Consider the following 20,823-nt stretch of genomic DNA (forward strand, 5'->3'; position numbering starts at 1 on the left):
GATGTCAATAGAGGCGCACCCTGCCCCTCCCTTTGCATCGCCTCCCACCCACCGCCTGGAGAGACACGTCGTTGGACGCTTCCGATTCGGCTTGTGATAGCGCCGCCGCCCCGCCCTTTGCCACCCATCCGGCGCATGGCGCCTTGCCGGGCTGGCGCGAGGCCGGCGACGGCCGGCCGCTGCTGCTGTTGCACGGCTGGTCCGTCAACGGCGAAGCTTTCGACGGGCAGCGCGAACTGGCGCTGGCGGGGTTCAGGGTGATTACGCCCGACCACGCCGGCCACGGGCTGTCGCGACACGCCACCGGCACCACCATCGCGGCGCTGGCGCGCGATGCCGCGGCGCTGGTCGACCATCTCGGATTGGCCGATGTGGTCGTGGTGGGCTGGTCGATGGGCGCGATGGTGGCATGGACGCTGCTGCGTGACCATCCGGGCTGTCCACTGGCGGCAGTCGGCAGCATCGACATGACGCCCCGACTGGTCACCGACCCGCAATGGCCGCATGGCCTGCATGGCCACTACGACATGATCCAGGCCCGGCAGATGGCAGCGCGCATCCGCGCCGACTGGCCGCGGCTGGCGCCTTCGGTGGCATTGGGACTGTGGGCGGCGGGACGGCGCCCCGACGGCGCGGCGATGCAGCGCATTGCGCGGATGGCGCAGAGTTGCGAGGCCGCCACGCTGGCCGCGCTATGGGAAGACATGGCAAGGCAGGATTTCCGCGACACGCTGCGCGCGGCGCGCCTGCCGCTGTTCCACCTGTATGGCGAGGCCAGCCGGCTGTATGCGCCGGCGGTAGGCATCGCCACCCGCGCCTTGCGGCCTGATGCGGGCCTGAGCGTGGTCGCCGGTGCCGGCCACAGTCCGCACATGGAACAGCCGCGGGCATTCAATGCCGCGCTGCGCGAGCTCGTGGATCAGGCCAGTACGCGGTAAGTCCAGAGTCCCAGCGCGGTCAGCAGCAGCGAGCCGCCCAGATGCAGCACCAGGTGCATCGCTGCCCAGCCGTAGTCGCCGGCAAGCAGGTTGGCAATCACCTCGCTGGAAAAGGTCGAGAACGTGGTCAGGCCGCCGAGGAAACCAGTGATCGCCAGCAGGCGCCATTCCGGCGGCAGGCCAGCGTGGGTATCGAAAAAGCCGACGGCCAGTCCGATCAGGTAGCCGCCCAGCAGATTGGCGGCCAGCGTGCCGTACGGCAGCGCCGGGTTGAGCGCATTCCACAGCACCGAGAAACCCCAGCGCAGCCATGCCCCCGCCGCGGCGCCGACGCCAACGGCAACGAACCCCATCGGCCCCATCAGGGCTTGTCCTCGCCGCTGGCGTTGATCGACTTGATACCCCAGCGCTTCAGCGCATCTTCATCGGTCACGCGCGCATCGACCCAGCGCGCGCCCTCCGGCGTTTCTTCCTTTTTCCAGAACGGCGCTTCGGACTTGAGGTAATCCATGATGAATTCGCAAGCCGCGAACGCATTGCCGCGATGTTTCGATGCGACCGCGACCAGCACGATCTGGTCAAGCGGCAGCAGCGGGCCGACGCGATGGATGATGGTGACGCCCAGCAGTTCCCAGCGCGCGCACGCCGCCGCCTCGATCTGCGCCAGCGCCTTCTCGGTCATGCCCGGGTAGTGCTCCAGCTCCATCGCGCTGACGGCGCTGCCCTCGCTGACATCGCGCACGGTGCCGATAAAGCTGGCCACGGCGCCGACCTGCGGGTTGTCGGCGCGCAGTGCCGCCACCTCGGCGCCCAGGTCGAAATCCTCGCGCTGAACCCTGACGCTCATCTCAGCCTCCGGTAACGGGCGGGAAGAATGCCACTTCACAGCCATCGGAAATCGCCGTATCGGGGCGCGCCACCGCGTGGTCGACGGCCATGCGCAGCGCGCGGCCTTCGGCCAGGGTCTCGGCCCAGGCGCCGCCGCGCTGGCGCAACCAATGGCGCAGCTCGCCCACGGTGCGCACCTCGGCCGGCACCTCGGCGCGCTCCTCGGCCACGCCGAGTTGTTCGCGCACGCTGGCAAAGAATCGTAGTTCGATGGTCATGACTGCCTCTTTGTACTAACGGGTAGTGCGGGCCGGCTACGCGAGCAGGCCGTCAAACGGGATGAATTGCACGGTATCGCCGCGCGCGATGGTCTGGTTGGGCGGGTTGTCGATCAGCCCGTCGCCCCATACCGTGGAAGTGAGCACACCGGAGCTCTGGTTGGGGAACAGATCCAGTCCGCCCTCGGCGTTGATGCGCGCGCGCAGGAACTCATTGCGGCGGTCACCCTTGTTCAGTTCGAAATCGGCGCGCAGCGGCAGGCGGCGCGGCGCCACGTCGGCCACGCCCTGCAGGCGCAGAATGAATGGGCGCACGAACAGCAGGAAAGTAACGAAGCTCGACACCGGGTTGCCCGGCAGTCCCAGGAAGAACGCCGGGTCGGCACCCGCGCTGTTCACCTGCCCGAACGCCAGCGGCTTGCCCGGCTTGATTGCGATCTGCCACATGTCGAGGCGACCCTCAGCCTCAACCGCGGGCTTGATGTGGTCTTCCTCGCCAACCGAGACGCCGCCCGAGGTGATGATCAGGTCGTGCCCCTGCGCCGCGCGTTGCAGCGTCTCGCGCGTGGCGGCCAGCGTATCGGGCACGATGCCGAAGTCGCTGACCTCGCAGCCCAGGTTTTCCAGCAGGCCGCGCAGCGTGAAGCGATTCGAGTTGTAGATCGCGCCCGGCTTGAGCGGTTCGCCCGGCATTGCCAGTTCGTCGCCGGTGAAGAACACCGCGACGCGCACGCGGCGCACCACGTCCAGCTTCGCCTGGCCGACCGACGCGGCCAGGCCCAGCGCCTGCGGCGTCAGCCGCGTGCCCGCGGGCAGGATCACGCTGCCGGCTTCAATGTCCTCACCTGCGCGCCGGATCCATTCACCGGATTGCGGCACGTGGTTGACGATCACGTCCTCGCCTTCCGCCGCGCATTGCTCCTGCATCACGACGGCGTCGGCACCTGGCGGAATCAGGCCCCCGGTAAAGATGCGCGCGGCGGTGCCGGGCTGCAGTTCGGTGCCGACATGCCCCGCCGGAATCCGCTGCGACACGCGCAGCCGCGTGCCCGCTGCCGGGACCTCGGCGGCGCGCATGGCGTAGCCATCCATCGAAGTGTTGTCCGCCGGCGGCACGCGCAGCGCGCTGGTCACGGGCGCGGCCAGCACGCGGCCATTGGCGTCAAGCGTGTCGACCTGCTCCACCTGCGCCAGCGGGCGCGCGGCGGACAGCAGCGCGTCAAGCGCCTGGGCCATGGTCAGCATTGGGGGACGGGAAGGTGCTGCGGCTTGGGTCATGGTGCGATGGGCACAGTGTGCAAAGAGGGTTGGCCCATGAAAAACGGCTCGCGCATTGCTTCCGCCCACAATGGGGAAAGCAATCCGGGGGCCGAGGATCGGGCCCGCAGCCTGATTGTAGCGAGTTGGCGCGGACACGGCATGCGGCGGTGCCGCAGCGTGCCGATGGCGCCAACGCGCTTACAGGCCGGTATGGCCGGCGATATAGGCCTTGACCTGGGCGGCGTCGGCCGGCATCACTTCAAAGCGCTGCGGCAGGCTCTCGATGCCTTCGAACTTGGCCGGACGCTCCGGCTCATGTCCGAGCGCCTCGCGGATGGTGTCGGCAAACTTGGCCGGCAGCGCGGTTTCCAGCACCACCATCGGCACGCCGGCGCTGAGATGCTCGCGCGCCACCTTGACGCCGTCGGCGGTGTGGGTATCGATGGTGATGCCATAGCGCGACGACAAGTCGCGGATGGTCGCCACCCGGTCCTCGTGCGTGCTGCGGCCCGAGACAAAGCCGAACTGGCGGATGCGGTCGAATTCCGGCGTGCCCGACAGGTCGAAGCCGCCCTTTTCCTCTACGTCGCGGAATAGCGCCGCCAGCTTGCCGGCGTCCTGGCCCAGCAGGTCGAACACAAAGCGCTCGAAGTTCGAGGCCTTGGAGATGTCCATGCTCGGGCTGGACGTATGATAGGTCTCGGCCGACTTGCGCACGCGGTAGGCGCCGGTGCGGAAGAATTCGTCGAGCACGTCGTTCTCGTTGGTGGCGACCACCAGCTTGTCGATGGGCAGGCCCATCATGCGCGCAATATGGCCGGCGCAGACATTGCCGAAATTGCCCGACGGCACGCAGAACGAGACCTTCTGGCCCGGGCCATCGGTCGCGAGCAGCCAGCCCTTGAAGTAGTACACGACCTGGGCCACCACGCGCGCCCAGTTGATCGAGTTGACCGTGCCGATCTTCTGGCGCGCCTTGAAATCGTGGTCGTTGGAGACGGCCTTGACGATATCCTGGGCGTCGTCGAACACGCCTTCGATGGCGATGTTGAAGATGTTCGGGTCCTGCAGGCTGAACATCTGCGCGGTCTGGAACGCGCTCATCTTGCGGTGCGGGCTCAGCATGAACACGCGGATGCCGCGCTTGCCACGCATCGCGTACTCGGCGGCGCTGCCGGTGTCACCGGAGGTAGCGCCCAAAATGTTCAGCTCCTGACCGGCACGGGCGAGCGCGTACTCGAACAGGTTGCCGAGCAACTGCATCGCCATGTCCTTGAAGGCCAGCGTCGGGCCGTTGGACAGGCCCAGCAGTTGCAGCTTCGTACCACCTTCTTCGCCCAGCGTGCGCAGCGGCGTGATGTCGGCGGTGTTGTCGCCTTCGCGCGCGTTGCAGTACACCTCGGCGGTGTAGGTCTTGCGCGTCAGCGCGCGCAGGTCCTCGGCGGGAATGTCGTCGCAGAACTTGCGCAGGATTTCATAGGCCAGGTCGGCATATGGCAGCTTGCGCCAGGCCTCCAGCTCGTCGGCCGTGACTTGCGGATACTGCTTCGGCAGGTACAGGCCGCCATCCGGGGCCAGGCCGCCGAGCAGGATCTCGGAGAACGATTGCGGCATGTCATGGCCGCGGGTCGACTGGTATTTCATGTGGCTGTGCGGTGGCTGCGCTTAGTTCAGTTCTTCCATGCGCAGGCGCGTCACGTCGGATAGCACGGTCTGCAGCGCCTCGATCTTGGCGATGGCGGCGTTGACGTGCTTCTCTCGCGTGACGTGCGTGAGGATGATGATGTCGGTCTGCGGCTCGCCTTCGCGCGATTCCTTCTGCAACATGGCGTCGATCGAGATGCCGCCTTCGGCCAGGATGCGGGTGATCTCGGCCAGCACGCCGGTCTCGTCGGCTACGCGCATGCGCAGGTAGTACGAGCTGTTGATCTCTTCGATCGGCAGCACCGGCACGCTCGACAGCTCGTCCGGCTGGAACGCCAGGTGCGGCACGCGGTGGTTCGGGTCGGCGGTGTGCAGGCGGGTCACGTCGACCAGGTCGGCGATCACGGCCGAAGCGGTCGGCTCGGCGCCGGCGCCCTTGCCGTAGTACAGCGTCGCGCCCACGGCGTCGCCCTGCACCAGCACGGCGTTCATGGCGCCTTCCACGTTGGCGATCAGGCGCGCGGCCGGCACCAGTGTCGGATGCACGCGCAGTTCCACGCCGTCATCGCGGCGGCGCGTGATGCCAAGCAGCTTGATGCGGTAGCCCAGTTCCTCGGCGTACTTGATGTCGGTGGCAGACAGCCTGGTGATGCCTTCCACGTGCGCCTTGTCGAACTGCACCGGCATGCCGAACGCAATCGCGCTCATCAGCGTGACCTTGTGCGCGGCATCGACGCCCTCGATGTCGAAGGTCGGGTCAGCCTCGGCATAGCCCAGCTGCTGCGCTTCTTTCAGGACCACGTCGAAATCCAGGCCCTTGTCGCGCATCTCGGACAGGATAAAGTTGGTGGTGCCGTTGATGATGCCGGCGATCCACTGGATGCGGTTGGCGGTCAGGCCTTCGCGCAGCGCCTTGATGATGGGGATGCCGCCGGCGACCGCGGCTTCGAAGGCCACGATCACGCCCTTCTTGCGCGCGGCTTCGAAGATCTCGTTGCCATGCACGGCCAGCAGCGCCTTGTTGGCGGTGACCACGTGCTTGCCGTTCTCGATGGCCTTGAGCACCAGCTCGCGCGCCACGCCGTAGCCGCCGATCAGTTCGATGACGATGTCGATGTCGGGGCGCGTCACCACCTGGTGCGCGTCGCTGACGATCTCCACTTCCCCGTTGGTCAGTTCGCGCGCGCGTTCGGTGTTGAGATCGGCCACCACGGCAATCTCGATGCCGCGGCCGGCGCGGCGACGAATTTCTTCCTGGTTGCGCTTGAGCACGTTGAACGTGCCGCTACCGACGGTACCGATGCCGAGCAGGCCAACTTTGATGGGGTTCATGGACAATCTTCTGAGTTGCTAAGGATGGGTTGCGGCGCGGCCGGAGGAATCAGGCCGCTGCCTTGCCGTGGCGTTTTCGGTACGCCTCGAGGAAGCGCGCGATGCGGCCGATGGCCTCGCGCAGGTCTTCCTCGTGCGGCAGGAACACGATGCGGAAATGGTCGGGCTTGGCCCAGTTGAAGCCGGAGCCTTGCACCAGCAGCACCTTGGACTCCTGCAGCAGTTCATAAATGAACTCCTGGTCGTCCTGCACCGGGTACATCGACAGGTCCAGCTTCGGGAACAGGTACAGCGCCGCCTTGGGCTTGACGCAGGTCACGCCCGGGATCGCGGTGATCAGCTCGTAGGCCAGGTCGCGCTGGCGGCGCAGGCGCCCGCCCTCCCCGACCAGGTCGTTGATGCTCTGGTAGCCGCCCAGCGCGGTCTGGATCGCCCACTGGCCCGGCACGTTGGCGCACAGGCGCATCGACGACAGCATGTTCAGGCCTTCGATGTAGTCGATGGCCGGGCGCTTGTCGCCCGACACCACCATCCAGCCGGCGCGGTAGCCGCACGAGCGGTAGTTCTTCGACAGGCCGTTGAAGGTCACCGTCAGTACGTCGGTCGACAGCGAGGCGATCGAGGTGTGGGTGACGCCGTCGTACAGGACCTTGTCGTAGATCTCATCGGCGAAGATGATCAGGCCGTGCTCGCGCGCGATGGAAACGATCTCGAGCAGCAGTTCATCCGAATACAGCGCCCCCGTGGGGTTGTTCGGGTTGATGATGACGATGGCCTTGGTATGCGGCGTGATACGGGCGCGGATATCGGCCGGATCGGGCATCCAGTCGTTGGCCTCGTCGCAGATATAGTGCACCGGCGTGCCGCCCGACAGGCTGACCGCCGCGGTCCACAGCGGGTAGTCGGGCGCCGGCACCAGCACTTCATCGCCGGTATTGAGCAGCGCGTTGACCGCCATTACGATCAGTTCGGAGGCGCCGTTGCCGACATAAATATCGTCCAGGCCGACGCCTTCGATATTTTTTTGCTGGGTATAGTGCATGATCGCCTTACGTGCAGCGAAAATGCCCTTGGAATCGGAATAACCTGCCGAATTCGGCAGGTTTCGCATCATGTCCTGCTGAATCTCTTCCGGCGCGTCAAAACCGAATACGGCCAGGTTGCCGATATTCAGCTTGATGATCTTGTGCCCTTCTTCCTCCATCTGCTTGGCCTTTTCCAGCACCGGACCGCGGATGTCGTAGCAAACGTTATTGAGTTTGTTGGATTTCTGGATGGGTTTCACGGCGATGTCGGGGCAAGCTGTCGGGCAGGGATAGTGTGCCGTGTCGGCGGCACCGGGCAGGAAATCTGGCTAAATCTGAGCGAACGCGGAGGTGCCGTCCGCTGCAATGCAACGCGAGCAAGGCACAGGCGTGGCAAACAGGGAGGCAAAAGCTATAATTTATCGGATTATGACAGACTTCGGCAGGGATTCTTGCATTGCAGCGTACGCCAGCGACGCGTACGGCAATCCACCGCGGGCCTTGTTCCGCCCCTGCTCCTGTCCTGCCCATCACATCACGACCGCCCGCGCTGCAGGCCATCCGCCCCACGGGCCGGCCAGGCAATCCGCGGCGGCCGCCGCAGAGGCCTCCAAGTGAAACTCCACGCCGACCAGCCCCAGTCGCTGAATACCGTCACGGCCTATGGGCCGGACTATATCGAAATCAACCTCGTCCGCCACACCACCTCGATCCTGGTCATGCCCGAAGGCGAGATCCGGCCCTGGCCGGTGAACCGATTCGAAGACCTGGAGCCGGTTCATTTCGAACAACTGGCCGAGCTCAATCCTGAAGTGGTGCTGCTCGGCACCGGGTCCCGCCTGCGCTTTCCGCATCCGCGCCTGACCGCGTCGCTGTCGCGCCGCCATGTGGGCGTCGACGCGATGGACATGCAGGCCGCCTGCCGCACCTACAACATCCTGATGGCCGAGGGCCGCAAGGTGGCTGCGGTGCTGCTGCTCGAGCCGGCTGCCGGCGCTGCCTGACGCCGACGCGGAACCGCCTGGCGCGCCCACCGCAAAGTTGAGCCCACGCCACGCTTGAAGTCCGGGTGCACGCCCCAATCTGCTCCCGCTAAGGCGGCAGCACCCCCTCCCGAATCTCCCTGCCCCTTGCCCAGGAGCCACAAGAATGACGATCAGTCTCAACAAGGCCGTACCCGACTTCAGCGCGCCGATGACCGGCGACGCCACCTTCCGTCTTGCCGACTTCCGCGGCAAGACGGTGGTGCTGTACTTCTACCCGAAGGACAACACGCCGGGGTGCACCACGGAGGCCATGAACTTCCGCGACCAGTACGATGATTTCACCAAGGCCGGCGTGCAGGTGCTCGGCATCTCGCGCGACAGCATCCGCTCGCACGAAAACTTCAAGGCCAAGCTTGAACTGCCGTTTGAACTGATCACCGATGCCGACGAAGCGGTGTGCTCGCTGTTCGATGTCATCAAGATGAAAAAGCTTTATGGCAAGGAGTACCGCGGCATCGAGCGCAGCACCTTTGTCATCGACGGCAAGGGCATCCTGCGGCACGAGCTGCGCGGCATCAAGGTGCCGAACCATGTCGACGAAATCCTGGAACTGGTGCGCGCCATCTGAGGTCTTGCGCGATTTTGCGTGTCTGCGACACGGCGTACAGCCGGCGCCGCAAAGGGTTGGCAAACCCAATTGCCAAACCCGGGACCTTCAGATACATTGGCCCGTAATGAGTTCAGATTCCGGATGCCACGCTGATTCGACTTCCCGGCCCAGGCGGTTCGCGCCACAGGCCGGTCGCGGACCTGCCGTGTCGCCGGTCCGCAAAGAAGCCGCCAACCCTGTTATGCAGGCATGGCGGCTTTTTTGTTTGCGCTCATGCCTGTCCGCGCCGGGTGCCTCGCGCATGCATGCCCCGGCCCCTGGCCACGACGCAGTCGCGCGTCGCGGCACTGACGCCTTAGCCCCTCTCTCGTCCCCCTGAAAGGAAAGCCAAGCATGCCGCTGCCTACCATGCCCGCCAAGCCTGCCCAATTGCTGGATCCGAGCGAATTTGCTCCGGTCTCCGCGGTGCCCAAGGCCAAGTCCGCCACACAGTTGAAGAAACCTGTGCCGGCACTCGAGCGCGTGGCATTGCTGGAAACCGGTGAAGCCAAGCCGCCTGCCGTGAAGGCACGCGCCGCCGGTGGAACCCGCGCCCGCAGCACCGAAACCCCGGCCGGGCCCGCGCCGACCGCCAGCGCCCCGCCGGTCAGCCTGGTCAAGCCCGTGGCCGGCACCTCGCGCCGCGCGCGCAAGGCCGAAGGGCCGAGCAAGCTGTTCGTTCTCGACACCAACGTGCTGATGCACGACCCGAGTTCGCTCTTCCGCTTCGAGGAACACGACATCTATCTGCCGATGATGACGCTCGAAGAACTGGACAACCACAAGAAGGGCATGAGCGAAGTCGCGCGCAACGCGCGCATGGTCAGCCGCACGCTCGATTCGCTGGTGGGCGGCACCGACGGCGTACTCGACGAGGGCTTGCCGCTGGAAAAGCTCGGCAACCGCGACGCGCAGGGCAAGCTTTTCTTCCAGACACGACTGAACGATATCAAGCTGCCCGAGGGCCTGCCGCAGGGCAAGGCCGACAACCAGATCCTGGGCGTGGTCAGCGCGCTGCAGCAGCAGTACCCCGAGCGCCAGGTCGTGCTGGTGTCCAAAGACATCAACATGCGCATCAAGGCGCGCGCACTGGGGCTGCCGGCGGAGGACTACTACAACGATCAGGTACTGGAAGACAAGGACCTGCTCTACGCCGGCGTCATGCAGTTGTCCGGCGACTTCTGGACCAAGCACGGCAAGGGCGTGGAAAGCTGGCAGGATCCCAAGTCCGGCGCGATGTTCTATCGCCTGACCGGGCCGCTGGTGCCCTCCTTCCTGGTCAACCAGTTCGTCTACCTGGAACCGGTCGACGGCAGCCTGCCGCTGTACGCGCAGGTCAAGGAAATCAACGGCAAGACCGCGCTGTTGCAGACGCTCAAGGACTACACGCACCACAAGAACAATGTGTGGAGCGTGACCGCGCGCAACCGCGAACAGAACTTCGCGCTCAACCTGCTGATGAATCCGGACATTGACTTCGTCACGCTGCTGGGCCAGGCCGGTACTGGCAAGACGCTGCTGGCGCTGGCGGCGGGCCTGGAGCAGGTGCTCGACCAGAAGCTCTACAACGAGATCATCGTCACCCGCGCCACCGTACCGGTCGGCGAGGACATCGGCTTCCTGCCCGGCACCGAGGAAGAGAAGATGCAGCCGTGGATGGGCGCATTCGACGACAACCTCGAAGTGCTGCAGAAGAGCGATGACAGCGCCGGCGACTGGGGCCGCGCCGCCACGCAGGAGCTGATCCGCTCGCGCATCAAGGTCAAGAGCATGAACTTCATGCGCGGCCGCACCTTCGTCAACAAGTTCGTCATCATCGACGAGGCGCAGAACCTGACGCCCAAGCAGATGAAGACGCTGGTGACGCGCGCGGGCCCCGGTACCAAGATCATCTGCCTGGGCAATATCGCGCAAATCGACACGCCGTACCTGACTGAAGGCTCGTCCGGCCTGACCTACGTGGTGGACCGCTTCAAGGGCTGGAGCCACAGCGGCCATATCACGCTGGCGCGCGGCGAACGCTCGCGCCTGGCCGACCACGCCGGCGACGTACTCTGACGCGGACTGCAGCCGGGGCGCCTCCCTTGCGGGAGGCGCCCCGGCTCACTGTCGTGAACGGCAAGCACGATGCGGCTATGATGTCCGCACACCCGCTTGTTGTCCCGCACCCCCACTGGAGGCGTCGATGAACCAACAGCATCTCCGCCTGGCCGCGCTGATTAGCGCTGCCATGGCCCTGACCTGCCCGCTTCAGGCGCGCGCAGCGGCTGACGACCTGGTGATCCGCACCATGGGCCCGGTCAGCTATGTCTGTGGCGGTGTCGCCGAAGACGAGCGCCGGGCGCTTGCCGCGCGCGAGAAGGATTTCAATATCGGCATCCTGTTCACGCAGGGCGCCGCGGGCGAGTTCCTGTCCGACGTCGCGGTCAAGCTGGTACGCGACGAACAGGAGGTCGCAACCTTCCGCGCCGCCGGGCCCCGCTGCCTGATACGTGCGCCAGAAGGCAGCTACAATATCGAAGCCAGTTACAAGGGCCAGGCCAAGTCGATCAAGGTCAGCACCGGTACGCGCAACGCCCAGCTACGCTGGTAGCGGCAAGGTTTCCGGTGCGCCGGCAGGCCGGCGACCGGAATCCAGCGATGCCATTGCGCCGTACCCATAGTTCTTCCAGTCCTCCCGCACCGCCCGGGCCGCTCGCCCGGGCCGGCCTGCCGCTGCTCTGCGCCGCGGCACTGCTACTGGCAGCGTGCGCCAGTTCCCCGCCCTCGCGCCACGGCAGCTTGCCGCGCACGCCCGGCAAGCCCATGGTCGATCCCAGCGCGGGGCTGGAGGAAATCTCGATCCAGGCGATGTCGCTGGTCGGCACGCCTTACCGCTACGGCGGCAACACACCGGACTCCGGCTTCGACTGCAGCGGATTGGTGCGCTATGTGGTATCCCGGGCCGCCAACGTGAACCTGCCGCGCACCACCGAAGCCATGGGCACCCGGGGCTCCACGCTCGACCGCAGCGAAGTGGCTTCGGGCGACCTGGTGTTCTTCAACACCACCGGACGCGCCAATTCACACGTCGGCATCTACGTCGGCCAGAACCGCTTTGTCCATGCGCCATCGTCCGGCGGCACCGTGCGGCTGGAAGACATGGGCAAGCCATACTGGGCGTCGCGCTACAACGGCGCGCGGCGGGTGGTTTCAGGCGCGATCAACCTGCCTCCTCCAGCCACACCGGTCCCTGCGCCGGCGCCGCTGGTACCAGAACCGGCCCCGCTGCCCGATGACGACGATCCCATCGCCGCCTTCGCCAACCGCTGAGCGCCCGGCACGCGGGCAAACAAAAAGCCAGGCAGTTGCCTGGCTTTTTGCTGTTTGCATGACCGTCCAATCCCGCGTTACAGGATATGGCGCCCGATCCACCATGCGATCGCCGCCATGAAGGCCGATGCCGGAATCGTCAGCACCCAGGCCCACACGATATTGCCGGCCACGCCCCAGCGCACCGCCGACATCTTCTGCGACGAACCGACACCGACGATGGCACCGGTGATCGTATGCGTGGTGGACACCGGCACGCCCAGCGCCGAGGCAAAGAACAGCGTCATCGCACCGCCGGTCTCCGCGCAGAAGCCGCCCACGGGCTTGAGCTTGGTGATCTTCTGGCCCATGGTGCGCACGATGCGCCAGCCGCCGAACAGCGTGCCCATGCCGATCGCCACATAGCAGCTGACGATCACCCACGTGGGCGGCGGATCGCCGGCCAGCACATGGCCGCTGGCGAGCAGCAGCATCCAGATGATGCCGATGGTCTTCTGCGCATCATTGCCGCCATGCCCCAGGCTGTACAGCGAAGCCGATACCAGCTGCAGCCGCCGGAACCACCGGTCAACGCGCGATGGCGGCGTTCGGAAAAAGGTCCAGCCGACGGTGACCATCATCAGCGAACCCAGCAGGAAGCCGAGGAAAGGCGACACCAGAATGAACGCCACCGTCTTCAGCAGGCCGCTGGCAACCAGCGCGCCGGTGCCGGCCTTGGCAACCGCGGCACCCACCAGCCCGCCGATCAGCGCATGCGACGACGACGACGGAATACCGTAGTACCAGGTGATGACGTTCCACGCGATCGCCCCGACCAGCGCGCCGAAGATGACATAGTGGTCAACGACACCGCCCTGGATAGTCCCGGTCCCGACGGTGGCCGCCACCTTCAGGTGGAACACGAAGATCGCGACGACGTTGCACATCGCCGCCATGGCCACCGCATGGTGCGGCTTGAGCACGCCCGTGGATACCACCGTGGCGATCGAGTTGGCTGCGTCGTGGAAGCCGTTCATGAAGTCGAACAGCAGCGCGAGCGCCACCAGCAGGGCAATCACCCACAGGCTCATTTGAATGGTCTGCATGCCGATTGCCGCCTCAGGCGTTTTCCAGGACGATGCCTTCGATGATGTTGGCGACGTCCTCGCACTTGTCGGTGATCGTCTCGAGCTGTTCGTAGATGGCCTTCAGCTTGATCAGGCGCTTCACGTCGGTCTCGTCGCGGAACAGCTTCGACATCGCAGAGCGCATCACGCGGTCGGCCTCGGACTCGAGCTGGTCGATCTGCTGGGCGGTCTTCAGGATGGTGCTGGCGTTCCCCATGTCCTCGAGCAGGCCCACCGCGATCTTGACCTGGTCGCAGCACTGCACGCAGATCGCGGCCAGGCGCAGCGCCTCTTCGGTCAGGTTGGTCACGTCGTACAGCGAGATGGTCTCGGCCACGTCCTCCATCAGATCCAGGATATCGTCCATGGTCGTGATGAGCTTGTGGATCTCGTCGCGGTCCAGCGGCGTGATGAAGGTCTTGTGCAGCAGGTCGATGGTGTCGTGCGTGATGCGGTCGGCCTTCTTCTCGGTGGCCTGGACACGGCGGGCGTGCGCCTCGGCGTTGGGCAGGTCGTTGACCAGGGCCTGGAGCTCGTGGGCGGCGGTCACCGCGCAGTCGGCGTGCTGGTTGAAATATTCGAAGAACTTGCCCTCAGTGGGCATGAATCGGCCGAACATGGAATGTTCCTTAAGGCGGCGCGTGTAGCGCTGCTGATGTGTTACAGATTGAACGAACGCGTGTTATGACCGCCACCGGTTAGGCGGCTGTCATCAAAGCGCAATATTTTACAGGGTTGCGCGGACATTGCCCGCCAATTTGGCACAAACGAGACGGGATGCGCCGTGATCTCGCGGGCGGGCTTGACTTCGTCAGGTGTCGTTGTCGAAGAACGCCGGGCCGCCGGTGAAGTTGTCGAACTTGGTGAACTGGCCCAGGAAGGTCAGCCGCACTGTGCCGATCGGGCCGTTACGCTGCTTGCCGATAATGATTTCGGACGTGCCCTTGTCCTGCGAATCGGGGTTGTAGACCTCGTCGCGGTAGATGAACAGGATCACGTCGGCATCCTGTTCGATAGCGCCGGATTCGCGCAGATCGGACATCACCGGACGTTTGTTGGGACGCTGTTCCAGGCTTCGGTTCAGCTGCGACAGCGCGATCACCGGGCAGTTGAGTTCCTTGGCCAGCCCCTTCAGCGAACGGGAAATTTCTGAAATTTCCGTCGCGCGGTTCTCACCGCCGCCAGAGCCCGACATCAGCTGCAGGTAGTCGATGATGATCAGGCCGAGCTGCCCGCACTGGCGCGCCAGGCGGCGCGAGCGCGCCCGCAGTTCCATCGGGTTCAGAGCGGGGGTTTCGTCGATGAACAGCTGCGCATCGTTCATGCGCTGGATGGCATGCGTCAGGCGCGGCCAGTCTTCATCCAGCAGGCGGCCGGTACGCAGCCGGTGCTGGTCCAGCCGTCCGACCGATCCCAGCATACGCATGGCCAGCTGCGTCCCCGCCATTTCCATCGAGAACACCGCCACCGGCAGGCCTTGCTCCACCGCCACATGCTCGCCGATGTTCAGCGAGAACGCGGTCTTACCCATCGAGGGACGGCCGGCCACGATGATCAGGTCGCCCCCCTGCATGCCGCTGGTCATCCGGTCCAGATCCACGAAGCCGGTCGGTACGCCGGTCACGTCGCTGGTGCTGTCGCGATGGTACAGCTCGTCGATTCGCTCAACCACCTGCGTCAGCAGCGGCTGAATCTCCTGGAAGCCCGCCTGGCCACGCGCGCCTTCTTCGGCGATTGCAAAAACCTTGGATTCGGCTTCGTCCAGCAACTCACGCACTTCCCGCCCCTTGGGCGCGAAGGCGGCCGAGGCGATGTCGTCGGCCACGGTAACCAGTTTGCGCAGCACCGAACGCTCGCGCACGATTTCCGCATAGCGGCGGATGTTGGCCGCGCTAGGCGTGTTCTGTGCCAGCGAATTCAGGTACGCCAGCCCACCAACCTCCTCGGCCTTGCCCGCAACCTGCAGCATTTCGTAGACCGTGATCACGTCGGCCGGCTTGGTGGCCGAGATCAACCGGGCGATGCTCTGAAAGATCATCCGGTGGTCGAAGCGGTAGAAATCCGCCTCCGAAAGGAAGTCCGCAATGCGGTCCCAGGCGGCATTGTCCAGCAGCAGGCCACCGAGCACTGACTGCTCGGCTTCGATGGAATGCGGCGGGACCTTGAGGTTATCGAGTTGGGGGTCGGCGACGGGCGCGTTCATGAGGAGGGATTATAACGGCGGGACGCTGGCAGGAGGACGCACTAGACCGGACATTTGCCGGACATCTGCCAGCCAGTGCAAGCGGGCAACAAAAAAGGCAGGAGCCAGGGCTCCTGCCTTTTTTGCTTGCAGTGTTTCGAGCGGCGCCGCCAGGCGGCACCGCTGCAGCGGGTCTTAGACCTGCTCGCCCAGCACCGACACGGTCACGTCGACCACGACGTCGGTGTGCAGCGCGACGCTGATCGGGTGGTCGCCCACCATCTTCAGCGGGCCGTTCGGCAGGCGAACCTGCGCCTTCTCGAGCTTGAAGCCTTGGCCCTCCAGCGCCACGGCGATGTCGGCGTTGGTGACCGAGCCGAACAGACGGCCGTCCACACCCGACTTCTGGCTGATCTGGACGGTCAGGCCGTTCAGCTTTTCGCCTTCGGCTTGCGCGGCGGCCAGCTTCTCGGCAGCGGCCTTTTCCAGCTCGGCGCGCTTGACTTCGAATTCGGCGATCGCGGTTTGCGTGGCGCGACGCGCCTTCTTCGACGGGATCAGGAAGTTACGAGCGTAACCGTCCTTCACCTTGACGATGTCACCCAGGTTGCCCAGGTTGATGACTTTTTCCAGCAGAATGACTTGCATCGTGTTTTCTCCGTTACGGACCTAGGGCCTATCAGTTCTTGTGCAGGTCGGTGTACGGCAGCAGCGCGAGGAAACGCGCACGCTTGATCGCCGTATCCAGCTGACGCTGATAGTGGGCCTTGGTGCCGGTCAGGCGGGCCGGCGTGATCTTGCCGTTGTCGCCGACGAAGTCCTTCAGGGTGTCCAGATCCTTGTAGTCGATCTGTTCCACGCCAGCCACGGTGAAGCGGCAGAAGCGCTTGCGCTTGAACAGCGGGTTCTGTTGCTGGAAGCGCTTCTTGTTCTTGTTGTCACGTTTGACGAATGCCATGATTCAATCCTTTACGAATGCTTTACATCCGGTGATGTGAAAGACGAGAGCCTTGCTGTTGCGATGCTTGCGGGCGAGGAATCCTTCGCAGTCGAGCAGCGTGCCGAGCGGTAGTCGCTCAAGCCGCTGGCCAACCTGTCCGATCCCCATCGCAGCGATGGCAAACTCGACCTGCCGCGGCGTTTCCGCCTCGACCGCCTCGCCGCTGTACTGCAGGATGCAGTTCACGACGGGCACTCCGGCCGGGGTATAGCGCAGGGCATCGCGTTCCGCCAGGGTGGCGGCGAGCCGAAGCTGGTTCAACGCGGGGCCTCTTGCCGTTTGCCATCAGTGCCGCCGCGGCCGACGCTGTCAGCCTGGGCGCGCACCGCAGTCCGCACTCAGGCGGCCTGGCCTTCGGTGGTCGTTTGCGCGGCCTTGCGGGCTTCTTCGCGCTGCACTTCCTTCATCATCGGCGAAGGAGCGGTCTCGGCCTTCTTGGTCTGCACGATCAGGTGGCGCAGGACGGCGTCGTTGAACTTGAACGCGTGTTCCAGTTCAGCCAGGGTGTCCTTGCCGCATTCGATGTTCAGGCAAACGTAGTGAGCCTTGGCCAGCTTCTGGATCATGTAGGCCATCTGGCGACGGCCCCAGTCTTCCACGCGGTGAACGTTGCCGTTCTGCGAGGTCACGAGCTGCTTGTAGCGCTCGATCATGGCCGGCACTTGTTCGCTCTGGTCCGGGTGGACGATGAAGACGATTTCGTAATGACGCATTGACGCTCCTTTTGGGATTAGCCACCCGGGCGTCACGAGTCCGGTGCGGCAAGGTTGAATAGCCTTAAATTATAGCCCGGCGTGAACCGGGCGCGCAAGCAGCAAGGCCGCTTCAGGCCTTGGCAAACGCTGCCTGCAAGCGCACTGGATCCCGCGCCAGCGCAGGATCGGCCGCCAGCGCCAGTGTAAGCAGCACCCTCGCCTTGTACGGATTCAGGTCCGCGGCAGAGACGAAAACGCCATCGGACGGGCCAGGATGCACCGGGATCGCCACATGACCGGCCCCAGTGCGTGAACTGCGCACCACAGCCACGCCGGCGGCGGCGGCATCCACCAGGGCCTCTGCCAGCACTTCATGTATCGAACCATTGCCCGCCGCGGCCACCACCAGGCCGGCCACGCCAGCCTGCACCAGCGCGTCGACGGCGACACGACCCGGCTGCGTGTAGCTCGCCACGATCTCAACCACCGGCCACGCGCGTGGCATCGGCCCGATCGCCCATGCCTGCCGGGGCGTGCGGGCGAACCGCACGTAGTCGTCCTGCACCATCCCGAGCGGCCCGCATTGGGACACGAAGGCATCCACTGCCGAGGTATGCGCCTTGGCAACATCGCGCGCCGCGTGGATCTGCTGGTTCAGCACCACCAGAACCCCCTTGCCGCGCGCATCCGGATGGACCGCCACCCGCACCGCGTCGAGCAGGTTGAGCGGACCGTCAGCCGACAGCGAGGTGGACGGCCGCATCGCCGCCGTCATCACCACCGGGACCGGGCATGCCTGCGTGAGGTGCAGCGCCATCGCAGTCTCTTCCAGCGTATCGGTGCCGTGCGTGATCACGATGCCCGCCACATCCGCCTGCGCCGACCAGTGCTCCACGCGCGCCGCAAGCGCCGCCCAGAGCGCGAAGGTCATGTCCTTGCTGTCGACCTGCGCCACTTGCTCGGCTTCGATCCGCGCCACCGACTTCAGTACCGGAACCGCGGCCAGCAACGACGACACGGGCACGGTGGCCGCCTGGTAGTGCGCGCTACTGGCAGGGTTCCCGGAAGCGCCGGCAATGGTGCCGCCGGTAGCCAATACAACGATGCGAGGCAATTGGGTCATGGGTGCTGGAGGCTCAGGAAACAGGAAGGGAACGCAAGCGCCGGGAGATCGAGTCGCGATTGTAATGGCGGACTTCCGCCAGCATGGCGCGCGCCGAGGCCGATCGGTCCACGCACGCCAGCAAAAATTCTGCTTGCACTGACGCCGATACTGTATAAAATCACAGCATACTGTTTAAACATACAGTGCCCGGCTCGCCGGATGCAGGATACCTGCGGACAGCCCAGCTCGACAGCACAGCTCGTTGGGCAGCCCATCCCAGCCCTGCCCCAGCGCGCCCGCACGGAACGGCGATCCCATGGCGACCCTGACACCCCGGCAGCAGCAGATTTTCGATCTGATCCGCAATACGATCCGCCGTACCGGCTTCCCGCCCACGCGCGCCGAAATTGCTGCCGAATTCGGCTTTTCCTCGCCAAACGCAGCGGAAGAACACTTGCGCGCGCTGGCCCGCAAAGGCGTGATCGAGTTGACGCCAGGCGCCTCGCGCGGCATCCGCCTGAAGGTTTCACGCAGCGACTCGGAGATGCCGGACCAGTTCTCGCTGCCCATCCCCGGCGTATTGCAGCTGACGCTGCCGTTGGTAGGCCGCGTTGCCGCCGGCAGTCCCATCCTTGCCGCCGAGCATATCGACCGCCAATACCAGGTCGACGCCTCGGTCTTCGATGAACGCCCCGACTACCTGCTGCGCGTGCGCGGCCTGAGCATGCGCGACGCCGGCATTCTCGACGGCGACTTGCTCGCCGTGCGGCGCGCCAGCGAAGCGCCCAACGGCAAGATCGTGGTGGCGCGACTCGGCGACGATGTCACGGTCAAGCGCCTGCAACGGCGCGGCGGCCATATCGAGTTGATCGCAGAAAACCCGGACTTCGCCAACATCATCGTTGAACCCGGGCGCGAAGAGTTTTCGCTGGAAGGCATTGCGGTCGGTCTGATCCGATCCTCCGGCTTCTAACCGGGCACTGCAGGCGCTTCGCCTGCGCGGACCCATCCGCTTCCATTGCTTTGCAGACGCCGCCCGGCTTGCCGGGTGTTGACCCCGCTTTTGCCTGAAAAAGAGGTGCAACCATGCCGCAAACCCACCCCGTCGCCGCCCGCCGCCCGGTCAAACCGGTACCCTTCCGCCAGTGCAAGGGCGTACGCGTCTATCAGGGCGCGCAGCGCCGGACCATGGTGGGCAGCATGGCCGCCATCTGCAGGATGCTTGAACTGGAAACCACGAGCAAGCTGGCCATCTGAAGATGACCTGACTTTCCGACCAGCGGCCTGCCCTGCATCAGCTACGCGCGCACGCCTTGGTTTCCGTTTCCAGTTCTTGCGGCGTCATCTGCGGGAACCACGTATCGGTCTTGCGCAGTTCGACGGCCGTGCCATCCGGCTTGGCCGTCAGCGAGATCAGATAGGCATATGCAAACTCGCCGCCGCCTTTTGGCTGCCCGATCCGGATTTCCGTCTGATTCTGTGCCGGCAGATTGACTACCGTGGCCTCATCGCCAAGATTGTTGCGCAGGCATTTGGCAACATCGGCCATTTTTGCCGGCGTGAACAAGCGCATCGGCGGCCGTGCTCGAATGTCTTTTTCCGACGTGCCAGTGGCGCACCCGGCCATCATCGCGGCCACTGCCACGCTAGCGCCCAATACCACTGCTCGAAGAAACATACGAAGCCTTTGGAGTAAAGGCGCGGCACATCGGTCGTGGGCAGACGGAACACCAGGACCGAGCTTCGCGCGGAATTCCACAAAGCAAAACAGCGCCCGTAAAGGCGCTGTTTTGCAGAATAATTTGGGGTGGCTGATGGGACTCGAACCCACGACGACAGGAATCACAATCCTGGACTCTACCAACTGAGCTACAGCCACCGCAGAGGTCATCAGCGAAGCGCTGATCGACGAAAACCAAGATTATACAAACTCTTTTCCGAGATGGCTAGTATCCCGCACAAATTTTTTTCTGGACTTGCATCACGACTTGCGCGGCTGCCACTTCGCCTCCAGCAATACTGCCTGCTTGATGGCAGCAATGGTCTCCGCCTCGGTGCCGAAGTGGCCCAACAGCCGGCGTGACTTGCCATTGAGGACGGCTTCCTGCAGCGCCCTGCCCGCGGCTGCCGAGGTGCCGTAGTGCCAGCAGTAGCGCGCCGTCCATTTGCCATCCTGCAGTTGTTCGGCGACCCAGACCAGCCTGAAGTCTTCAAACACCTCGCCGAATGACTCTTCGTTGTTTGCGTTCGCTTTGTCCACGCTTGCTGCCGTCAGTCCGCCTGTGGCGATGCGAAGAATCGTAGCACGCGGACCAGGGGGCAGACATGGGCGCGGAACGCGGCGCGACAGGCCTTTGCGGTAAGTCGCCATTTGCAGGCGATATCGCATGCGCAGCCCCACCTCTGCAGGGTTCTTGCCGAACGTGCGCGCAGCGATACTCTGCCCCGAGGGACATTGACCCCCCTCGATCTTCCCGTCAGGC

General features: G+C 64.9%; 25 protein-coding genes and 1 tRNA gene. 8 read left to right on the forward strand and 18 right to left on the reverse strand.

The genetic code is table 11. From position 1 onward, the window contains the following. Positions 1 to 71 precede the first annotated feature (71 nt). Positions 72 to 938: an alpha/beta fold hydrolase gene (locus ACIP1U_RS07360; protein ID WP_400313326.1), complete on the forward strand. Its 867-nt coding sequence runs from the start codon at positions 72 to 74 to the stop codon at positions 936 to 938. Here the strand turns inward: ACIP1U_RS07360 and crcB are convergent. The 7 genes from crcB to ACIP1U_RS07395 form a co-directional block, all read right to left on the reverse strand. Then, positions 920 to 1,300 (reverse strand): fluoride efflux transporter CrcB, encoded by a 381-nt coding sequence (gene crcB / locus ACIP1U_RS07365; RefSeq protein ID WP_400313329.1) that lies wholly within the window; start codon positions 1,298 to 1,300, stop codon positions 920 to 922. The genes ACIP1U_RS07360 and crcB overlap by 19 nt on opposite strands. Continuing rightward, entirely contained in the window at positions 1,300 to 1,785 is a 486-nt protein-coding gene (moaE, locus tag ACIP1U_RS07370; RefSeq protein ID WP_400313331.1) for a molybdopterin synthase catalytic subunit MoaE, read from the reverse strand. The genes crcB and moaE overlap by 1 nt, the downstream gene beginning before the upstream one ends. Position 1,786: 1 nt before the next feature. Continuing rightward, complete coding sequence (gene moaD, locus ACIP1U_RS07375) at positions 1,787 to 2,044, reverse strand: molybdopterin converting factor subunit 1 (protein ID WP_400313333.1); 258 nt, start codon at positions 2,042 to 2,044, stop codon at positions 1,787 to 1,789. Between the two features lie 36 nt (positions 2,045 to 2,080). Then, positions 2,081 to 3,322 carry a gephyrin-like molybdotransferase Glp gene (glp, locus tag ACIP1U_RS07380; RefSeq protein ID WP_400313336.1) on the reverse strand — a complete coding sequence of 414 codons (1,242 nt, stop codon included), beginning with the start codon at positions 3,320 to 3,322 and terminating at the stop codon, positions 2,081 to 2,083. Between the two features lie 180 nt (positions 3,323 to 3,502). Next, positions 3,503 to 4,948 (reverse strand): threonine synthase, encoded by a 1,446-nt coding sequence (gene thrC / locus ACIP1U_RS07385; protein WP_400313338.1) that lies wholly within the window; start codon positions 4,946 to 4,948, stop codon positions 3,503 to 3,505. A 21-nt stretch (positions 4,949 to 4,969) separates the two neighbouring features. After that, positions 4,970 to 6,280 (reverse strand): homoserine dehydrogenase, encoded by a 1,311-nt coding sequence (locus tag ACIP1U_RS07390; RefSeq protein ID WP_400313340.1) that lies wholly within the window; start codon positions 6,278 to 6,280, stop codon positions 4,970 to 4,972. A 49-nt stretch (positions 6,281 to 6,329) separates the two neighbouring features. Beyond that, entirely contained in the window at positions 6,330 to 7,565 is a 1,236-nt protein-coding gene (locus ACIP1U_RS07395) for a pyridoxal phosphate-dependent aminotransferase (protein WP_400313342.1), read from the reverse strand. A gap of 354 nt (positions 7,566 to 7,919) precedes the next feature. Here ACIP1U_RS07395 and ACIP1U_RS07400 point away from each other — a divergent pair, with 354 nt between their 5' ends. The 5 genes from ACIP1U_RS07400 (at position 7,920) to ACIP1U_RS07420 (ending at position 12,252) form a co-directional block, all read left to right on the forward strand. After that, positions 7,920 to 8,309 carry an Mth938-like domain-containing protein gene (locus tag ACIP1U_RS07400; protein ID WP_063238026.1) on the forward strand — a complete coding sequence of 130 codons (390 nt, stop codon included), beginning with the start codon at positions 7,920 to 7,922 and terminating at the stop codon, positions 8,307 to 8,309. Between the two features lie 145 nt (positions 8,310 to 8,454). Beyond that, positions 8,455 to 8,919, forward strand: a complete 465-nt coding sequence (locus ACIP1U_RS07405) for a peroxiredoxin (RefSeq protein WP_400313346.1) — start codon at positions 8,455 to 8,457, stop codon at positions 8,917 to 8,919. Between the two features lie 375 nt (positions 8,920 to 9,294). Beyond that, the gene (locus ACIP1U_RS07410) at positions 9,295 to 10,998 is read left to right on the forward strand and encodes a PhoH family protein (protein ID WP_400313349.1); all 1,704 of its coding nucleotides are present in this window, start codon (positions 9,295 to 9,297) and stop codon (positions 10,996 to 10,998) included. 127 nt (positions 10,999 to 11,125) lie between these two features. Then, positions 11,126 to 11,533 carry a hypothetical protein gene (locus tag ACIP1U_RS07415; RefSeq protein ID WP_400313351.1) on the forward strand — a complete coding sequence of 136 codons (408 nt, stop codon included), beginning with the start codon at positions 11,126 to 11,128 and terminating at the stop codon, positions 11,531 to 11,533. Between the two features lie 47 nt (positions 11,534 to 11,580). Further along, positions 11,581 to 12,252 carry a C40 family peptidase gene (locus ACIP1U_RS07420; protein ID WP_400313353.1) on the forward strand — a complete coding sequence of 224 codons (672 nt, stop codon included), beginning with the start codon at positions 11,581 to 11,583 and terminating at the stop codon, positions 12,250 to 12,252. 77 nt (positions 12,253 to 12,329) lie between these two features. On the opposite strand, the gene ACIP1U_RS07425 is transcribed toward ACIP1U_RS07420, so the two are convergent. The 8 genes from ACIP1U_RS07425 to ACIP1U_RS07460 all read right to left on the reverse strand — a co-directional run bounded on the left by ACIP1U_RS07425 (position 12,330) and on the right by ACIP1U_RS07460 (position 18,358). Beyond that, the gene (locus ACIP1U_RS07425; protein ID WP_400313356.1) at positions 12,330 to 13,337 is read right to left on the reverse strand and encodes an anion permease; all 1,008 of its coding nucleotides are present in this window, start codon (positions 13,335 to 13,337) and stop codon (positions 12,330 to 12,332) included. Positions 13,338 to 13,350: 13 nt separating this feature from the next. Beyond that, complete coding sequence (locus ACIP1U_RS07430) at positions 13,351 to 13,977, reverse strand: DUF47 domain-containing protein (RefSeq protein WP_029048703.1); 627 nt, start codon at positions 13,975 to 13,977, stop codon at positions 13,351 to 13,353. A 192-nt stretch (positions 13,978 to 14,169) separates the two neighbouring features. After that, on the reverse strand, positions 14,170 to 15,561 hold the full coding sequence (locus ACIP1U_RS07435) for a replicative DNA helicase (RefSeq protein WP_342913693.1): 1,392 nt from the start codon (positions 15,559 to 15,561) through the stop codon (positions 14,170 to 14,172). Between the two features lie 174 nt (positions 15,562 to 15,735). Beyond that, complete coding sequence (gene rplI / locus ACIP1U_RS07440; RefSeq protein WP_400313360.1) at positions 15,736 to 16,188, reverse strand: 50S ribosomal protein L9; 453 nt, start codon at positions 16,186 to 16,188, stop codon at positions 15,736 to 15,738. A 31-nt stretch (positions 16,189 to 16,219) separates the two neighbouring features. Continuing rightward, positions 16,220 to 16,498: a 30S ribosomal protein S18 gene (gene rpsR / locus ACIP1U_RS07445; RefSeq protein WP_116320460.1), complete on the reverse strand. Its 279-nt coding sequence runs from the start codon at positions 16,496 to 16,498 to the stop codon at positions 16,220 to 16,222. Between the two features lie 3 nt (positions 16,499 to 16,501). Further along, a complete protein-coding gene (gene priB, locus ACIP1U_RS07450) occupies positions 16,502 to 16,801 on the reverse strand; it encodes a primosomal replication protein N (protein WP_209753947.1) in 300 nt (99 codons plus the stop codon). A 77-nt stretch (positions 16,802 to 16,878) separates the two neighbouring features. Further along, positions 16,879 to 17,253: a 30S ribosomal protein S6 gene (gene rpsF / locus ACIP1U_RS07455; RefSeq protein ID WP_029048699.1), complete on the reverse strand. Its 375-nt coding sequence runs from the start codon at positions 17,251 to 17,253 to the stop codon at positions 16,879 to 16,881. Positions 17,254 to 17,365: 112 nt separating this feature from the next. After that, on the reverse strand, positions 17,366 to 18,358 hold the full coding sequence (locus tag ACIP1U_RS07460; protein WP_400313365.1) for an asparaginase: 993 nt from the start codon (positions 18,356 to 18,358) through the stop codon (positions 17,366 to 17,368). A 298-nt stretch (positions 18,359 to 18,656) separates the two neighbouring features. On the opposite strand from ACIP1U_RS07460, the gene lexA reads away from it, so the two are divergent. Both lexA and ACIP1U_RS07470 read left to right on the forward strand, forming a co-directional pair. Further along, positions 18,657 to 19,313: a transcriptional repressor LexA gene (gene lexA / locus ACIP1U_RS07465; protein ID WP_029048697.1), complete on the forward strand. Its 657-nt coding sequence runs from the start codon at positions 18,657 to 18,659 to the stop codon at positions 19,311 to 19,313. Positions 19,314 to 19,426: 113 nt separating this feature from the next. Then, entirely contained in the window at positions 19,427 to 19,597 is a 171-nt protein-coding gene (locus ACIP1U_RS07470; protein ID WP_400313368.1) for a hypothetical protein, read from the forward strand. 37 nt (positions 19,598 to 19,634) lie between these two features. Here the strand turns inward: ACIP1U_RS07470 and ACIP1U_RS07475 are convergent, their stop codons facing one another. The 3 genes from ACIP1U_RS07475 to ACIP1U_RS07485 all read right to left on the reverse strand — a co-directional run bounded on the left by ACIP1U_RS07475 (position 19,635) and on the right by ACIP1U_RS07485 (position 20,600). Continuing rightward, a complete protein-coding gene (locus ACIP1U_RS07475; protein ID WP_400313371.1) occupies positions 19,635 to 19,985 on the reverse strand; it encodes a hypothetical protein in 351 nt (116 codons plus the stop codon). 158 nt (positions 19,986 to 20,143) lie between these two features. After that, a tRNA-His gene (locus tag ACIP1U_RS07480) sits at positions 20,144 to 20,219 on the reverse strand. 102 nt (positions 20,220 to 20,321) lie between these two features. Next, the gene (locus ACIP1U_RS07485; protein WP_400313829.1) at positions 20,322 to 20,600 is read right to left on the reverse strand and encodes a hypothetical protein; all 279 of its coding nucleotides are present in this window, start codon (positions 20,598 to 20,600) and stop codon (positions 20,322 to 20,324) included. Between the last annotated feature and the right edge of the window lie 223 nt (positions 20,601 to 20,823).

The organism is Cupriavidus sp. NPDC089707, assembly GCF_044748965.1.
Lineage (GTDB): Bacteria > Pseudomonadota > Gammaproteobacteria > Burkholderiales > Burkholderiaceae > Cupriavidus.

Coding starts and splice junctions, on each gene's coding strand:
- crcB (WP_400313329.1), bottom strand. CDS start 1,300: ATGGGGCCGATGGGGTTCGTTGCCGTTGGCGTCGGCGCCGCGGCGGGG.
- moaE (WP_400313331.1), bottom strand. CDS start 1,785: ATGAGCGTCAGGGTTCAGCGCGAGGATTTCGACCTGGGCGCCGAGGTG.
- moaD (WP_400313333.1), bottom strand. CDS start 2,044: ATGACCATCGAACTACGATTCTTTGCCAGCGTGCGCGAACAACTCGGC.
- glp (WP_400313336.1), bottom strand. CDS start 3,322: ATGACCCAAGCCGCAGCACCTTCCCGTCCCCCAATGCTGACCATGGCC.
- thrC (WP_400313338.1), bottom strand. CDS start 4,948: ATGAAATACCAGTCGACCCGCGGCCATGACATGCCGCAATCGTTCTCC.
- ACIP1U_RS07390 (WP_400313340.1), bottom strand. CDS start 6,280: ATGAACCCCATCAAAGTTGGCCTGCTCGGCATCGGTACCGTCGGTAGC.
- ACIP1U_RS07405 (WP_400313346.1), top strand. CDS start 8,455: ATGACGATCAGTCTCAACAAGGCCGTACCCGACTTCAGCGCGCCGATG.
- ACIP1U_RS07410 (WP_400313349.1), top strand. CDS start 9,295: ATGCCGCTGCCTACCATGCCCGCCAAGCCTGCCCAATTGCTGGATCCG.
- ACIP1U_RS07415 (WP_400313351.1), top strand. CDS start 11,126: ATGAACCAACAGCATCTCCGCCTGGCCGCGCTGATTAGCGCTGCCATG.
- ACIP1U_RS07420 (WP_400313353.1), top strand. CDS start 11,581: ATGCCATTGCGCCGTACCCATAGTTCTTCCAGTCCTCCCGCACCGCCC.
- ACIP1U_RS07425 (WP_400313356.1), bottom strand. CDS start 13,337: ATGCAGACCATTCAAATGAGCCTGTGGGTGATTGCCCTGCTGGTGGCG.
- ACIP1U_RS07430 (WP_029048703.1), bottom strand. CDS start 13,977: ATGTTCGGCCGATTCATGCCCACTGAGGGCAAGTTCTTCGAATATTTC.
- ACIP1U_RS07435 (WP_342913693.1), bottom strand. CDS start 15,561: ATGAACGCGCCCGTCGCCGACCCCCAACTCGATAACCTCAAGGTCCCG.
- rplI (WP_400313360.1), bottom strand. CDS start 16,188: ATGCAAGTCATTCTGCTGGAAAAAGTCATCAACCTGGGCAACCTGGGT.
- rpsR (WP_116320460.1), bottom strand. CDS start 16,498: ATGGCATTCGTCAAACGTGACAACAAGAACAAGAAGCGCTTCCAGCAA.
- rpsF (WP_029048699.1), bottom strand. CDS start 17,253: ATGCGTCATTACGAAATCGTCTTCATCGTCCACCCGGACCAGAGCGAA.
- ACIP1U_RS07460 (WP_400313365.1), bottom strand. CDS start 18,358: ATGACCCAATTGCCTCGCATCGTTGTATTGGCTACCGGCGGCACCATT.
- lexA (WP_029048697.1), top strand. CDS start 18,657: ATGGCGACCCTGACACCCCGGCAGCAGCAGATTTTCGATCTGATCCGC.
- ACIP1U_RS07470 (WP_400313368.1), top strand. CDS start 19,427: ATGCCGCAAACCCACCCCGTCGCCGCCCGCCGCCCGGTCAAACCGGTA.